Annotated in this window: 15 protein-coding genes; 6 read left to right on the top strand and 9 right to left on the bottom strand. The window is 72.5% G+C overall.

Annotated features, from left to right (window positions below; all coding sequences use genetic code 11):
• Positions 1–389: 389 nt before the first annotated feature.
• From ACFQE5_RS10005 to ssd, 7 genes are read right to left on the bottom strand one after another with little or no spacing between them, the layout of a single operon-like run.
• Positions 390–815, bottom strand: a complete 426-nt coding sequence (locus tag ACFQE5_RS10005; RefSeq protein ID WP_379584565.1) for an Rv3654c family TadE-like protein — start codon at positions 813–815, stop codon at positions 390–392.
• Complete coding sequence (locus tag ACFQE5_RS10000; RefSeq protein ID WP_379584564.1) at positions 815–1,165, bottom strand: TadE family type IV pilus minor pilin; 351 nt, start codon at positions 1,163–1,165, stop codon at positions 815–817. Before ACFQE5_RS10000 ends, ACFQE5_RS10005 begins: the two co-directional genes overlap by 1 nt.
• Positions 1,165–1,416 carry a DUF4244 domain-containing protein gene (locus tag ACFQE5_RS09995; RefSeq protein ID WP_379584563.1) on the bottom strand — a complete coding sequence of 84 codons (252 nt, stop codon included), beginning with the start codon at positions 1,414–1,416 and terminating at the stop codon, positions 1,165–1,167. Before ACFQE5_RS09995 ends, ACFQE5_RS10000 begins: the two co-directional genes overlap by 1 nt.
• A gap of 39 nt (positions 1,417–1,455) precedes the next feature.
• The gene (locus ACFQE5_RS09990) at positions 1,456–2,193 is read right to left on the bottom strand and encodes a type II secretion system F family protein (RefSeq protein ID WP_379584562.1); all 738 of its coding nucleotides are present in this window, start codon (positions 2,191–2,193) and stop codon (positions 1,456–1,458) included.
• Positions 2,190–2,996, bottom strand: a complete 807-nt coding sequence (locus tag ACFQE5_RS09985) for a type II secretion system F family protein (protein ID WP_379584561.1) — start codon at positions 2,994–2,996, stop codon at positions 2,190–2,192. Before ACFQE5_RS09985 ends, ACFQE5_RS09990 begins: the two co-directional genes overlap by 4 nt.
• Positions 2,993–4,180, bottom strand: coding sequence for a TadA family conjugal transfer-associated ATPase (locus ACFQE5_RS09980; RefSeq protein ID WP_379584704.1), 1,188 nt, complete (start codon positions 4,178–4,180; stop codon positions 2,993–2,995). The genes ACFQE5_RS09985 and ACFQE5_RS09980 overlap by 4 nt, the downstream gene beginning before the upstream one ends.
• 32 nt (positions 4,181–4,212) lie before the next feature.
• Positions 4,213–5,316, bottom strand: coding sequence for a septum site-determining protein Ssd (gene ssd / locus ACFQE5_RS09975; RefSeq protein WP_379584560.1), 1,104 nt, complete (start codon positions 5,314–5,316; stop codon positions 4,213–4,215).
• Positions 5,317–5,752: 436 nt separating this feature from the next.
• Here ssd and ACFQE5_RS09970 point away from each other — a divergent pair, with 436 nt between their 5' ends.
• The gene (locus ACFQE5_RS09970) at positions 5,753–6,574 is read left to right on the top strand and encodes an HAD family hydrolase (RefSeq protein ID WP_379584559.1); all 822 of its coding nucleotides are present in this window, start codon (positions 5,753–5,755) and stop codon (positions 6,572–6,574) included.
• Positions 6,575–6,975: 401 nt separating this feature from the next.
• Here the strand turns inward: ACFQE5_RS09970 and ACFQE5_RS09965 are convergent, their stop codons facing one another.
• The gene (locus ACFQE5_RS09965; RefSeq protein ID WP_379584703.1) at positions 6,976–7,725 is read right to left on the bottom strand and encodes an oxidoreductase; all 750 of its coding nucleotides are present in this window, start codon (positions 7,723–7,725) and stop codon (positions 6,976–6,978) included.
• Between the two features lie 303 nt (positions 7,726–8,028).
• Here ACFQE5_RS09965 and acs point away from each other — a divergent pair, with 303 nt between their 5' ends.
• The 5 genes from acs (at position 8,029) to ACFQE5_RS09940 (ending at position 13,456) form a co-directional block, all read left to right on the top strand.
• Complete coding sequence (gene acs / locus ACFQE5_RS09960) at positions 8,029–10,005, top strand: acetate--CoA ligase (protein ID WP_379584558.1); 1,977 nt, start codon at positions 8,029–8,031, stop codon at positions 10,003–10,005.
• Positions 10,006–10,033: 28 nt separating this feature from the next.
• On the top strand, positions 10,034–10,462 hold the full coding sequence (arfB, locus tag ACFQE5_RS09955) for an alternative ribosome rescue aminoacyl-tRNA hydrolase ArfB (RefSeq protein WP_379584557.1): 429 nt from the start codon (positions 10,034–10,036) through the stop codon (positions 10,460–10,462).
• Positions 10,463–10,663: 201 nt separating this feature from the next.
• Positions 10,664–11,890: a Na+/H+ antiporter NhaA gene (gene nhaA, locus ACFQE5_RS09950; RefSeq protein ID WP_379584702.1), complete on the top strand. Its 1,227-nt coding sequence runs from the start codon at positions 10,664–10,666 to the stop codon at positions 11,888–11,890.
• Between the two features lie 121 nt (positions 11,891–12,011).
• Complete coding sequence (locus ACFQE5_RS09945) at positions 12,012–12,515, top strand: phage holin family protein (protein ID WP_379584556.1); 504 nt, start codon at positions 12,012–12,014, stop codon at positions 12,513–12,515.
• Positions 12,516–12,589: 74 nt separating this feature from the next.
• Positions 12,590–13,456, top strand: coding sequence for an alpha/beta fold hydrolase (locus ACFQE5_RS09940; RefSeq protein WP_379584555.1), 867 nt, complete (start codon positions 12,590–12,592; stop codon positions 13,454–13,456).
• 16 nt (positions 13,457–13,472) lie between these two features.
• Here ACFQE5_RS09940 and ACFQE5_RS09935 read toward each other — a convergent pair whose 3' ends face one another.
• Positions 13,473–14,513, bottom strand: a complete 1,041-nt coding sequence (locus ACFQE5_RS09935; RefSeq protein WP_379584554.1) for a glycerophosphodiester phosphodiesterase — start codon at positions 14,511–14,513, stop codon at positions 13,473–13,475.
• Positions 14,514–14,601 lie beyond the last annotated feature (88 nt).

Genomic DNA, 14,601 nt, shown 5'->3' with positions numbered 1-14,601 from the left:
CGGCGTCATCAGGCGCTCCGGCGCCACCGCAGTCTGGGGAGCGTGTTCGACATCCCCGGCCCGGCCATGCCGACCGGGTGACGCCTCCTAGTAGGCAGGACCCGGTCCACCTGCCGCCAGCCGTTGTCGCTGATTGGTGTGCAGGCAACGACGAGTGCGATGTAAGCGGCGGATTCGCGACGATGCATGTCAGGCCCGGATGGTCTCGTTGGTCCGGTCGGCCGACCCGGGCCCGTTTACCCGGCCTTGCCGACCGCTCATCGCCCAGGTTCCAAGAGGTAGCCATACTGGTCACCGATCCGGTGGGGCCGCCTACCGCGCGGCCGCTCGGGCGGTGGAACCGGCCGGGTGGTGGAACGTGGCCGCGGCTGGAGGCCGAGATCCACGTCTCACGGGGCGGCCTCGATGCCGGGTCGTGCAGTCGTCACCCCGGTCGGGTCCAGCGATGCCCGGTCCTGGATGGGGGCCGGTCCGGCCCGAGCCCGGGCATGGGCGTCGGCCGGCCCGAGCAGCCTGAGCCGACGACTGATCGTCACCTCCACCTGCGCGTCCCAGCCGATCAACGCGCATCGCCGCATCCTGCCGCCCGTCAGTTCGGCGGTGCGCCGAGCGCGCTCGCAGGCGGGCTCCTGCCCCCGGGCCGCCTCGGCCGCGGCCGCCAGCGCCGCCAGATCAGCGGCGGCCTCGGCCCGATGCCGCGCCGCCACGGCCGCTCCCAGGTCGATCGCGGCCAGCACGATGCCGAGGATCGCCACCACCGCGAGAGCCGCCCAGACCGTCGCGACCCCGGCGTCTCCCCGGGCGGTCGGGTTCATCACGATTCCCGTGCGGCGTCAACACCGGGTTCGAGGACCCCGGCCGCGCGGCCGCTCACGCGCAGCGGCACCAGCCGGACCGCGGCCGCGCTGACCTCGGCGCGAATCTCATCGCCCGAGACAGTGACCTCGATCGTCGCTCCGGACGGGGCCAGCCCTGCGGCGACCGAGCGCGCCCGCTCCGGCTCGCCCCGTGCGGTGAGCCGGACCAGTTCGCGGGCGGCGTCGATGCACCGGACGGAGGCCGCGATCGTGGCGACCGAGCCGAGCGCCGTCGCCGTGACCACCGCGAGGGTGCCGAGGGCCAACGCGGCCTCGACGGTCACCGCGCCGTGATCGGCCCGGCCCATCAGAAGGTCACCGAGAGCGCGCGCCGGACGAGGTCGGTCAGCGCGGTCACGATGGACTCGCCGCTGACGACGGTGTAGAGGATGGCGGCGAACGCTGCGGCGGCGATGGTCCCGACCGCGTACTCGACCGTTGACATGCCGTCGTCGGCACGGTTCAGGACCGTCAGCCTGCGGCGCAGCGCGCAGCTCCGCCTGGCCTCCTCGTTCGGTGCCGGGGTCATCTGCGATGTGACGGCGGTGGATGTGAACACCTGGGTTCTCCTTCTGCTGGGCCCGTGGCCGGGCGGGACTCACCACTGTGCGAGGACGTCGCCCGCAAGCCCGATGACGACCGGGGCGATCCCGAGGACGAGGAATGCGGGCAGGAAGCAGAGGCCGAGCGGGCCGGTCATCAGCACGGCGGCGCGTTGCGACCGGGCTCGCGCGGTGTCGATCAGCTCGGCACGCAGCCGGGCGGCCTCGGTTCGGGCGACCTGGGCCAATGCGGCGCCGGTGACGGCCGAGCGCCGGGCGGCGCGCGCGAACACGGCCAAGGCCGCCACGGCGTCCGCGGTGCGCCAGGCATCGGCCGGGTCGGCGCCGAGCTGGAGCATCCCGGCTACCCGGCGCAGGCGGGTGCCGGACCGGCCGGTCAGCCGGGCCGCCGCGGCCTCGACCGCTACGGGCACCGGCAGCCCCACCTCCAGGCACACGGCGAGCAGCTCCCAGCCGCAGGCGAGTTCGCCGTCGTCGCGCTCGGCGCCGGCGTCGCCCACCTCCATCCGGCGGGCGGCGAGAACGAGCGCCCCGGCCGCAACGGCACCAATCGCGATCCCGACCGCGACGCCCGCGACCGCGCCACCGAGCACGGCCACGGCGAACCCGCCGAGGACGGCCCAGTGCGTCCGCAGTCGGGCCGGTTCGTCGGCCGGGACAGCAGAGCGGTCCCGGGTCAGCGCCCGCAGCCTGCTCCGCCCGGCCGGGGGCGCGGCGAGCACCAGGGCTCCGGCCAGCAACAGGGCGGCCGCCGAGTCTGTGCCGCCGGTCATCGGGGAGCCGCCGAACGCAGGATCTGCTCGCTCCACAACACCCCGGCCCCGGCGAGGCCGATGCCGACGACGAGAAGGGCAGGGCCGAGCAGGCCGGTCCGCAGCACCACCAGGGGGTCGGCACCCAGCAGCTGGCCCAGGCCGAGCCCGAGCGCGGGCAGCGCCGTGAGGACGGCCGCGGTGGCCCGGGGACCCGCGAGCTCGGCCCGGACCCGCCTGCCGAACGCGATCCGCCACCGTAGGTCGTCGCGGACCCCGCCCAGCAGATCGGCCAGCGGAACGCCGTGCCGGTCGGCGAGCGCCCAGGCGGCGGCGATCCGATCGACGTCCGCGGCCAGGGCTTGCTCACCGCAGGAGCGCGCGAGCGCGGCCGGTACCGCTTCGCCGAGCCGGGCGGCCGATGCGGCGGGGGCCAGCACCGCCCGTGCGTGCGGTCCGTCGGCGCCGATACCGGCGAGGGCAGCGGCGGGGTGGGCACCCGCCCGCATCTCGTCGGTCATCCGGGTCAACGCGTCGGCAAGCTCGACACCCGCCGTCTCGGCGGCGGCGTCGCTGCGACGTCGAGACCGCCGACGCCCCCAGACGCCGACGACCACGACGCCGGCCACGGCTCCGCCGAACCCGGCGACAAGCCACCCGAGGCCGATCCCGGCGGCGAGTAGCCACGCCAGCCCCGGTAACCGGACCTGCGTGCGGCCGATCTTCCTGACCGGCCCGGTTACCGCCTGCAGCCGTCCGCGCGCCGGGGTGTCCGGCGCGCACAGCAACGCCCCCGCCAGAAGAATCGCGGCGACCGCGGTCACCACGGCACCGCCGTCCCACGACCGGTGAGGAGGTCCGCAAGCAGCGATCGCGCTTCCGTCCAGCCGCCCGACCGCGTCCAGACCGGACGCACCGCAACGTCGGCACCGCTGTGGACGAGCGTGCCGACGCCCTCGAGCACCCGGCCGCCCTCGGAACGGCGCCGCATATGCAGCACAACCTGGACGGCAGCACCCAGCTGGCTGTGCAGCGCGGCCCGGGAAAGCCCGCCGAGAGCCGCCAGAGCCTCGAGCCGGGCAGGTACCTCGCGCGCCGAGTTCGCGTGCACGGTGCCCGCCCCACCGTCGTGACCGGTGTTGAGCGCCGTGAGCAGGTCGCAGACCTCCGCTCCGCGCACCTCGCCGACCACCAGCCGGTCGGGCCGCATGCGCAGCGCCTGACGAACCAGGTCGCGCAGACCGACCCCGCCGGCCCCTTCGATGTTCACCGGCCGCGCGACGAGCCGCACCACATGCGGGTGCCGGGGCCGCAGCTCCTCCGCGTCCTCCACGGTGATGATCCGCTCATCCGGCTCGACGCTGCTCAACAGTGCCGTCAGCAGAGTCGTCTTGCCGCTGCCGGTTCCGCCCGAGACCAGGAACGCCAATCGGGCGGCCACGACCGCACGCAGCAGGGCTTCGCCTTCCGCGTCCACCGTGCCCAGCTTCTGCAGGGCGGTCAGGTCGTGCGCTGCCGGTCGCAGCACGCGCAGCGACAGGCAGGTCCCGTCGGCGGCGACGGGCGGTAGCACCGCATGCAGCCGAACCCCGGCGTCGGACAGCCAGCCGTCGACATACGGGCTGGCATCGTCGAGCCGCCTGCCCGCGCTCAGCGCGAGCCGCTGGGCGAGCCGGCGGACGGCCGCCTCGTCGGGAAACCGGACGTCGGCTCGCTGCAGGCCGCGACCGCGGTCCACCCACACCGCATCCGGCCCACTGACCAGGACGTCGGTGGTGCGTGGATCGCGCAGCAGCTGGTCGAGGGGGCCGGCGCCGACGAACTCCTGGCGCAGGACGTGCAGGGCCGCGAGGACGTCGAGATCCGATGCCACCCCACCGGCCTCGGCCCGTACCGCCTCGGCGACCGCAGCCGAGGTCGGTTCGCCGCCGGCCGCGGCAAGCCGGGACCGAACTCGATCGACAAGGGCAGGCGGCGGTCTGCCGGCTGGTTCATCGGTCCTGGTCACCGCAGCGGCGAACGGGAAACGCGTCGGACCGGTCACGGCGTCTCCACACCGGTGCTCGCCGCTCCCACACCCGCGCGCAACTCGGCCAGCACGGCGCGTGCCGCACCGGCGAGCGGTCCGCGGGCGCGGTCCGGTGGATCGCCCCGATCCAGCGCCCGTGCCAGCCCTGGCTCCGGCCGCATCGTCGTGAGCAGGGGAAGTCCGAGGGCGCTAGCGACCTCGTCGGCGGAGACACCGCCGGGGGCCGGGCCGCGGACGACCACGCGCACCGTCCCGGTCTGTTCGGCGAGCACCGCAGCGACCCGGCACGCGGCCGCGCAGGAGCGGACGTCGGCCGGCACCACGAGGACGGTCAGGTCGGCAGCGCTCAGCGCGACGAGCGCAGCCTCCGTGGGATATCGCGGCAGGTCGCAGACAACCGTCTCGCCGGCTCGCCTGCCCGCCTCGACAACGGCGGAAACCGCGCTGGCGGACGGCCCGCAGGCTGATCGGTCGCAGGACAGGACGGCGAGTTCGCCGCCTCGGTTCCGGCCGGCCGCGGGTACCGGGAGTGCGGCGTGTAGCGCTGCGGCAGGCACCCGCCCACCGGCGATCACCAGGTCCGGCCAGCGAAGTCCCTGCATGTTCTCGGCGCCGAGGACGAGGTCGAGGCCGCCGCCGAGCGGGTCGCAGTCGACGAGCAGCGCATTCCGGCCGTCCTGCGCGGCCTGCACCGCCACCGCGGCTGCCAGCACCGAGGCGCCTGCCCCGCCGCGTCCGCCGACCACCGCGAGCACCGGGCCGGCGCTTCGCATCCCCTCGGCTGCCTCGGCAAACGCCGACACCAGCCACGACTCGGCGTCGGGAAGCGACACCACGTGCTCGGCGCCGACCATGACGGCTTGTTCCCACACCGCCGGCGGCGGTTCGCCGTACACGGCAACCACGACGGCTTCTCGCCGCGGCATCCGGGCCCGGGCGCAGCGTTGCGCGGCCGGCGGATCGAGGAGCACGAGCGGGGCGTCGGTCCAGTGCCGACGGGCGTCGGCCGCGTCGATCGCGCGGTGCAGCTCGCAGCCGGCCGCGGCCGCGAGCCGCAGCACGGCATCGAGCAGTTCGGGTTCCTCGACCATCACCAGCGCATGTCGCTCGCCCACACCAGACCTCCTCGGCTCGTCCCCGTCCGGCAGCGGACGGGGCACCGACCAGCGTGCGGCTGGCGGGCGGCGCACGGGGAAGGAATCTCGACGCTGTGGACAGCCGGTGGCGGATGTGGACAGCTCACCGGTGCATCGAGCGGATGGCAGCGAACTGTCCGGGCGATCGGGCATGCTGGAGCGGGCCGCGCATGGCCTTGGCCCGAGTTGGGACGACCCCCGCCAGGGGGGATTGGCGGGGGTCGTCGTCGGTTCAGCCCCGGGGGGTCGAGCTGAACCCGCCCGGTATGACCGGGCTAGAGACAACTGTAGCCGTAACCGCCCGCAACGCCCATCTCTGAGTCGATGCGGGTTTCGGTGCGTGCCGGTCGACCGCGCGCAGCTCGCCGGCCCGGGACCACACCGACCTCATCGGCGTCTGGCAAGCTCGGGCGCCGTGCCCGGTGCCACCCAGAATCCGCCGCGAGCGGCGGCCTTCTTCGACCTCGACAAGACGATCATCGCCGGGTCGAGCGCGCTGGCGTTCAGCCGCCCGTTTCGCCGCGAGGGCCTGATCAGCAGACGGGCCGTGGTGCGCAGCGGCTACGCCCAGCTGTTGCTCATGCTCTCCGGCGCGGACGCCGACACGATGGACCTGCTGCGCAACCGGATCGCTGCCCTGTGCACCGGCTGGGAGGTTGCCCAGATCCGCTCGATCGTCGCCGAAACGCTGCCCGAGATCGTCGAGCCCCTCGTCTATGCCGAGGCGGCCGCGCTCATCGCTGCGCATCGGGCTGCGGATGAGGAGGTCATCGTGCTGTCCGCCTCCGGGCTCGAGGTCGTCGAACCGATCGCGGACTTCGTCGGCGCCGACCGGTGCCTCGCGACCCGGATGGCGGTGCGCGACGGCCGCTACACCGGAGAGATCGAGTACTACTGCTACGGCATCGAGAAGGCGCACGCCGCTCGGCGGATCGCGGCCGAGCGTGGCTACCGATTGGCCGACTGCCGGGCCTACTCCGACTCGATCACCGATCTTCCGCTGCTGGAGACGGTCGGCCACCCAACGGTGGTCAACCCCGATCGGGCGCTGCGCCGGGAGGCCGAGCAGCGTGGGTGGCCCGTGCTCACCTTCGCCGATCCGGTTCCACTGCGCACCCGGTTCTGGGCGGCGCCCGCGACGGTGTTCGCCATGGCTGGTCTCGGTGCTCTCGCGTTCGCGGGTATCGGGCTGATTGGGCGAACGCGCAGGCGCCACCGACGCCATCCCAGCGGGTGAGAGGGCAGCGTTCGACTGGTTGTGATCGGTCCGGACGTCCCGGCTGCCCATCGCCGTGGGCGTCCGTCATTGCCGCGACCGCTACTCAACGTGCCTGAACCGATGCACCCGGACCAGCCCTTGATGCGGCCAGGACCACCGACTACAAAGTGTGTCACGGACCTCGGTCGGCCAGCGGTGGTACGAGGAGAAGTATCACCTCCCCCGATCGGGCTCCGTGTGCGAACGCCGAGCACTCCACGCACAGCACGCCGCGGGAGGCATGTCGTCGTGGGCCTGCGTACCGGGACGCTGGACGCCGAGGCCGGAGCACGACACGTAGTGCACGCCTGGATCCCGGGGTTCGCACGTAGAAGGACGGCGTTCTCACCGAGGGCGCCGTCCTTCGCGCGCCCGGGCCGTCACATGCGCGCCTCGGCAATCGACGTCGCCTCCCGAGCCCCGGCCTCCCACTGCGCACAGCAGTGCAGCACCCAGGTCCGCAGACCCTCGGCCGTCCCGCTGGCGAAGGCTGTGGCGGCCGCGCGATATTCCGCCGCCTGCCGCAGATGCCCCACCTCGGGCACCGCGAGGCCCCGTGGGTCGAGGCCGGCCGCCATCGCGGTCAGCCGCGCCGCCGCCCTGGCCACCACCCCGTTTGCCGCGGCGAACGGGGCCAGGGTGAGAAGTTCACCGTGGACGACCGCGGCGAGGACCGGCGCAGGAGTCGATGTGCTTGTGGTGACGAGGTCGGCCAGCAGCGCCAGCCGCTCGGACCCGCCCGGTTCCCGGCGTGGGCGGCCGAGATCCTCGGCCTGCCGGTCGGCCGGGACCAGGTCCGCCGCCGCGAGCATGTGCAGTCGCGCGAGCGCCTGCAGCGGGGCGCTGCTCCAGACACCGAGCAGCCGGTTCAGCTCGTCCGCCGCACGCACGGCGCCGGCCAGAATCGGGTCGGTGACCAGCTCGTTCGTGGTCGGGGTGAGTGGGGCGCCATCGAGCGCGGCGGAGGCGCGGGCCGCACGCAGTCCCGCCTCGGCAGCGTTCGCCGGCCAGCCCCGACGGTTGGCCGGGTGGTTGTGGACGGCGGTGACCGCCGTGCGGGCACGGTCGACGGCATCGGCGACCCCGGGCAGGTCGACCAGCGGGGCGAGCGGGTCCGAAGCACTCCTCAGCGACACGCCGTCATGCTGTCACCTGCGGGGGCCATGGCGGCCGGGGGTCGGTGAGATGGGGCCGCGCCCGTTGGCCCAGGCGGGCGCCGTTCGATGTGATGCTTCTCACCTTCTACGGGGCGAGGGCTGTCGATCAGCGTCTACTCCGGCGGGAAACTCTGTGCTCCCCGCTGGGGGAGTTGCGTGCCTGTCCGTACTGACGGTGCGCGGGGCACCGCTGAGCATTAGCGTCTGACCAGGAGCGCGACCGTGCTGCCGCCATCGCGGGCCCGAGCGCGTAGGGATGAAGGAGGGGACGAGGAGATGGCCGAGTCCGGCGTCACGCTGAGCAACCTGTCCACGGAGAGCCGCGTTTTTCCGCCGAGCGAGGAGTTCGCGGCGCAGGCGAATGCGACCGAGGACTGGTATGCCAGGGCCGACCGGGATCGTGACGCGTTCTGGGCGGAGCAGGCCGAGCGGTTGAGCTGGGCGCAGCGGTGGGACAAGGTCCTGGAGTGGAACGCTCCGTTCGCGAAGTGGTTCGTGGGCGGCAAGCTGAACGTTGCGTACAACTGCGTCGACCGGCACGTCGAGTCCGGTCACGGCGATCAGGTCGCCTTCTACTGGGAGGGCGAGCCCGGGGACACCCGCGTCATCACCTACGCTCAGCTGCAGCGGGAGGTGTGCAAGACCGCCAACGCGCTGACCGAGCTCGGGGTCAAGACGGGCGACCGGGTGGCCATCCAGCTGCCGATGATCCCCGAGGCGGTGTTCGCGATGCTGGCCTGCGCCCGGCTGGGAGCCCCGCACAGCGTCGTGTTCGGCGGGTTCTCCCCGCACGCGCTGCAGTCTCGGATCGAGGACGCGCAGGCCAAGCTGTTGATCACCTCGGACGGTCAGTTCCGGCGCGGCAAGGCCGGGCCGATGAAGGTGAACACGGACCAGGCGGTCAAGGACAGCCCGACCATCGAGCACGTCCTGGTGGTCAAGCGGACCGAGGAGCAGGTCCCGTGGACCGAGGGCCGCGACATCTGGTGGCACGAACTGGTCGACCGCCAGCCCGACACGCACGAGTTCGAGGTGTTCGACTCCGAGCACCCGTTGTATGTGCTCTACACCTCCGGGACCACCGGCAAGCCGAAGGGGATCCTGCACACCACCGGGGGGTACCTGACCCAGTGTGCCTACACCCATCACGCGGTCTTCGACCACAAGCCCGGCCAGAGCGTCTATTGGTGCACCGCCGATATCGGCTGGGTCACCGGTCACTCCTACATCGTGTACGGGCCGTTGGCCAACCGGGCGACATCGCTGATGTACGAGGGCACGCCGAACACCCCGCACGAGGGCCGGCACTGGGAGCTCATCCAGAAGTACGGTGTGACGATCTACTACACCGCGCCGACGCTGATCCGCACGTTCATGAAGTGGGGCGCGGAGATCCCCGCCAAGTACGACCTGAGCTCGCTGAAGGTGCTCGGCAGCGTCGGCGAGCCGATCAACCCCGAAGCGTGGATGTGGTACCGGGAGCACATCGGGCACAACAACTGCCCGGTCGTGGACACCTGGTGGCAGACCGAGACCGGCGCGATCATGATTTCACCGCTGCCCGGTGTCACGGCTGCCAAACCCGGCTCAGCGATGCGCCCGCTGCCCGGGATCAGCGCCGACGTCGTCAACGACTCGGGGCAGCCGGTCGGTCGCGGCAATGGTGGCTACCTCGTGCTCAGCGAGCCGTGGCCGGCGATGCTGCGAGGGATCTGGGGCGACGAGGAGCGCTACCGGGAGACCTACTGGGAGCGGTTCGCCGAGCAGGGCAACTACTTCGCCGGGGACGGCGCGAAGATCGACGAGGACGGCGCCGTCTGGGTGCTCGGACGCGTGGATGACGTGATGAATGTCTCCGGGCACCGGATCTCCACGACCGAGGTGGAGTCGGCGCTGGTCAGTCACCCGACGGTGGCCGAGGCCGCCGTGGTCGGCGCATCGGACGCGACCACCGGGCAGGGCATCGTCGCCTTCGTGATCATGCGCAGCGACGCGATCGCCGACGAGGCGACCGGCGCTGAGTCGATCAAGGCGTTGCGGGAGCACGTCGCCGCCGAGATCGGGCCGATCGCCAAGCCGCGCCAGATCATGGTCGTCGAGGAGCTGCCCAAGACGCGCTCGGGCAAGATCATGCGCCGGCTGCTGCGCGACATCGCGGAGAACCGCGAGATCGGCGACGTCACCACCCTGGCCGACTCGTCCGTGATGGACCAGATCGCCGCCGGACTGCGCGAAGGCAAATCGGAAGACTGACAGCACTGTCCTCGGGCATGCTCAGGGCATGCCCGAGGATGGTCTGCCGGTGCGCGGCTCGGTCGTGTTAGCCGAACGAGAGCTGCGCTGGCGGTTCTCGCGCGCATCCGGGCCGGGCGGGCAGGGGGTCAACACGACGGACTCCCGGGTCGAGCTGTCGTTCGATCTCGCCCGGTCGGCAAGCGTCCCGGCACATCTGCGGGAGCGCGCGCTCGCCCGTCTCGGGGGACAACTCGTCGATGGAGTCCTGACGGTCGTCGCCGCCGAGCATCGCAGCCAGCTGCGCAACCGCGGCGCCGCGCGCGAGCGGCTTGCCGCGACGCTGCGGGCCGCCATGACTTCCGACCCGCCTCCGCGGCGACCGACCCGGCCGACCGCGGCGTCGCGCCGACGTCGGCTCGACGACAAATCGCGCCGAGGTGCGGTCAAGAGGCTGCGGGGCCGGCCGCAGGTGTAGCGGTGGGGCGGTCCGCTCGCGCATGACCGATGCTCCCGTGCCCGGAGATACCGCGACTCGCGCACGGAAATACCGCGACTCGCGGGTGGGTGGGAACACGTTGGCGCGACAGCGGCAGAGGCCGGCCGTTAGGCTTGCCTGCGGTGCGCCGGGAAGTCTGGTCGGCAGTCGATTCACCGACCGCGTCTGGAGCCGCCAGTGATCGTTCCCCGTCGCCTGCAGAACGTCTTCTCTGTTCCTGTCTCGGAGTTCGCCCGCTACCTGCGCACCGAGACCGTCGGCGGAGTCGTCCTCCTCGTCGCCACCGCGATCGCCCTGATCTGGGCCAACTCGCCGTCGGCCGAGTTCTACGAGGCGATGCGGGAGATCAGGATCGGCCCCGCGGCGCTGCACCTGGACCTCACCCTGGCGCAGTGGGCCACCGACGGGCTGCTGGCGGTGTTCTTCTTCGTGGTCGGCCTCGAGCTCAAGCGCGAACTGGTGCTCGGCGAGTTGTCCAGTGTCCGCAGAGCGCTGCTGCCGGTGGCCGCGGCGCTCGGCGGAATGATCGTCCCGGCTGCTCTCGCGCTGATCGTCGGGCAGGGTGCGCCGGGAATGGAGAAGGCCTGGGCCATCCCCGTCGCCACCGACATCGCTTTCGCGCTCGGGGTGCTCGCCCTGGCCGGGTCGGCGCTGCCCACCACCGCGCGGGTGTTCCTGCTCGGTCTCGCCGTCGCCGACGACCTGGGCGCCATCGTCATCATCGCGGTGCTGTTCAGTACGGGCGTGCAGGTGGTCGCGCTGCTCGTCGCGGCCGCCGCCGCCGGTGTGTACTGGTTGCTCCAGCAACGCCGGATCCGAGCCTGGTGGCTCTACGTACCACTCGCGATCATCACCTGGGTGGCGGTGCATGAGGCCGGGGTGCACGCGACGATCGCCGGGGTCCTGCTCGGGCTCCTCACCAGGGTCAGGGCCGACCCGGGCGAGGCCGAATCGCCCGCGGTCCGGCTGGAGCATCGGCTGCAACCGTGGTCGGCGGGGTTCTGCGTGCCGGTGTTCGCGCTGTTCGCCGCCGGTGTACCCATCGGAGCGTCGGCGCTGAGCGCGGTGTTCACCGAGCCGGTGTCCCTCGCGGTCGTCGTCGGTCTGCTGGTGGGCAAGCTGGTGGGTATCTTCACCTCGTCCTGGCTGGTGATCAGGTTCGTCCCGGCGGCCCGGCCGCCCGGCCTCGGCTGGCGGGACATGGTCGCGGTGTCGATGCTCGGTGGGGTCGGGTTCACCGTCAGCCTGCTCATCGCCGAACTCTCGCTCGCCGACCAGGAACCGCAGCTCGTGCAGACCGCCAAGGCCGCCGTGCTGCTGGCGTCCGCGGCGGCATCGCTCATCGCCGCGGCCATGCTCATGCGGCGCGGCCGGGTGCATCGGCTCGCCGGCGAAGCATCGGAGTAGGCGGGTACCCTCCGCGAACGAGCGACGCGTTCACCGACCGTCCTGACCGGGCGGGGCGGGGGGAGACGTGGCACGATGGCGCAGCCGATCATGCCAACGATGAAACCCAGAGGTGACCGCGGTGGCCAGCACGAACAGCTCCAGCGGCACGGACGTTCCACCCGTGCTGCCCTCGATTCCGCTCTCCCCTGAGCCGGCCCGCAGGCCGGGCGAGGAGTCCATCGGCGCCCTCGTCCGCAACGTGACGACGCACGTCTCCTCGCTGATCCGCTCGGAGGTGGAGCTGGCCAAGGCCGAGGTCAGCTCTGAGGTGCGCAAGGGACTGCAAGGCAGCGTCTTCTTCATCACCGCACTGGTGATTGCGCTGTTCAGCCTGTTCTTCTTCTTCTTCGCCGTCGCCGAGGCGCTGGCGCTGGTCTTCAACCGGCCGGTCGCGTTCGCCATCACCTTCGGGATCATGCTGGTGGTCGCGGGCCTGGCCGGGCTGCTCGGCTACCGGCGGGTGCGCAAGATCCGTAAGCCGGAGCGCACCATCACCAGCCTGAAGGAGTCGGCGCAGGTGTTCAGCGGCCTCGGCGGCGAGGCCCCGGAGCTGAACGGGCGGCAGGCGACCGGCGCCCGCTGACCGTAGCCGTGGGACCTCGCGGCGGCCCTGATCCGTCGTCCGTCCGGCTGCCCGGGCCCTGGACCCATCGCGCGGTGTCGGCCAACGGCATCCGGCTGCACGTCGCCGAATGCGGCGAGGGACCGTTGGTGGTCCTGCTGCACGGCTTTCCCGAGTTCTGGTGGTCCTGGCGCCACCAGCTGACCGCACTGGCGGAGTCCGGCTACCGGGCGGTCGCGGTCGACCTGCGCGGCTACGGCGACTCGGACAAACCCCCCCGCGGTTACGACCTGTGGACCCTCGCCGGAGACGTCGCAGGCCTCATCCGGGCCCTCGGCGAACCCGAAGCGCGGGTCGTCGGACACGGCTGGGGCGGGCTGATCGGCTGGACCGTCGCCGCGCTGCAGCCGAGGGTGGTGCGCTCGTTGGCGGTGTTCGCCGCCCCGCATCCGCTGGCGCTGCGCGCCCAGGTGATGCGCGACCCACGCGGCCAGGGCCTGGCCACCGCCCGCTACGTGCTCGGCTATCAGCTACCGCGCTGGCCTGAGCGGTCGCTCCGTGCCGACGACGGGGCCAAGGTCGAGCGGATCATGCGGAGCTGGGCGGGCCGGGAGTGGACCCGCAGTGCCGACTTCGCCGCGGCAGCCGCGCGATACCGCCAGGCCGTACAGATCCCCGGGGTCGCGCACTGCGCGATGGAGTACTACCGGTGGGCGCTGCGCTCCCAGCTGCGCGTGGAGGGTCGGCGCTTCGCCGCCGCCGTCGCGCGCCATGTGACGACGCCGGTGCTGCAGATCCACGGCGCCGACGACCCCTGTCTGATGGAGCGGACGGCACGCGCCTGCACCCGCTGGACCAACGGCCCGGTCGACCACGTCGTGCTGCCCGCGACCGGCCACTTCCCGCACCAGGAACGGCCGGCCGAGACCGTCCGACACCTCGTCGGCTTCCTCGCCCGCTAGAGATCCGGTGCCGCGGTCAGACCGGCGCGAGCACCGCCGAGCGGGCGGCGACGGCGGTGTCAGGGTGGTCGGAGAAGAACCCGTCCACACCGGCCCGCAGGAAGGCCTCGTACTCGGCGAACGCGTCGCCGTAGTCCGCGCCGGAGCCGCCGGACCGGAACTGGGCGGGCAGAAACGCGTTCTCGTTGCGGAACGTGAACGGATGCACCAGCAGCCCGGCCGCATGCGCCTGGCTCACCAGGGGTGAGGGTGCACCGAGCGCACCGTCCGCCGACCGTGGGATCACCAGATCCTTGTGCGGCCCGATGCCGTCGGCGTACTCGGCGATCTCGACGAGTCCCGCCGCGGTCGCCAGGTCGAGGTATCCGCGCGGGTCCCCCACGGCGGCCAGGTCGGCCGGCGCGCCCGCAGCACAGATCAGCTGCACCAGCCGCACCGCGACCTCTCCGCGCAGCATCCGCAGGTTCGCGGTCTCGAACGACTGCAGGAACACCGGGGCGTCCGGCGCGTCGAGCCCGGCCTCGCGCAGCGCCCGCACCAGCGCGGGCTCCAGCGGCAGCCCGATCGAGGCGAAATAGCTGGGGTTCTTCGTCTCGATGTAGACGCCGATGTCGCGACCGAGCTCCGCGGAGAGCCGGGCGCGCAGCGCGAGCACCTCGGCAAGCGTCGGCACCCGGTAGCGCTCGGCGTAGATCGTGTTCTCCTGGCGGATATGCGGGAGCCGCTCGACCGCGCGCAGTGTGTTCAGCTCGGCAAGGGTGAAGTCCTCGGTGAACCAGCCGTGCCGGACGAAGCCGTCGATCGTCTTCGTTGTCCGGCGGTCGGCGAACTCGGGGTGTTCGGCGACGTCGGTGGTCGCGCTGATCTCGGGCTCGTGGCGTGCGACCAGGACGCCGTCGGCAGTCGTGACGAGATCGGGCTCGATGTAGTCGGCGCCCATGCGGGCGGCCAGCTCGTAGGCGGCCAAGGTGTGTTCCGGCCGGTAGCCGGACGCGCCACGGTGGCCGATCACCAGTGGGCCTGCTGCCCGTGCGGTGGCCGGGATCAGGACTGACACGACCGTCCTCTCAGGTTCGTCGGCATGCCCGCGACCCTGGCGGGCCATCGCGTCCGCGACCTCACGGCTCGGCAACCGAACGGCGTCG

The organism is Pseudonocardia hispaniensis (assembly GCF_042658695.1).
Taxonomy (GTDB): Bacteria; Actinomycetota; Actinomycetes; order Mycobacteriales; family Pseudonocardiaceae; genus Pseudonocardia; species Pseudonocardia hispaniensis.
This window is presented reverse-complemented; position numbering and strand designations above follow the sequence as displayed.

Bases quoted from the DNA above. Each gene is read 5' to 3' on its own strand.
- ACFQE5_RS10005 (WP_379584565.1), bottom strand. From the start codon at position 815: ATGAACCCGACCGCCCGGGGAGACGCCGGGGTCGCGACGGTCTGGGCG.
- ACFQE5_RS10000 (WP_379584564.1), bottom strand. From the start codon at position 1,165: ATGGGCCGGGCCGATCACGGCGCGGTGACCGTCGAGGCCGCGTTGGCC.
- ACFQE5_RS09990 (WP_379584562.1), bottom strand. From the start codon at position 2,193: ATGACCGGCGGCACAGACTCGGCGGCCGCCCTGTTGCTGGCCGGAGCC.
- acs (WP_379584558.1), top strand. From the start codon at position 8,029: ATGGCCGAGTCCGGCGTCACGCTGAGCAACCTGTCCACGGAGAGCCGC.
- arfB (WP_379584557.1), top strand. From the start codon at position 10,034: ATGCCCGAGGATGGTCTGCCGGTGCGCGGCTCGGTCGTGTTAGCCGAA.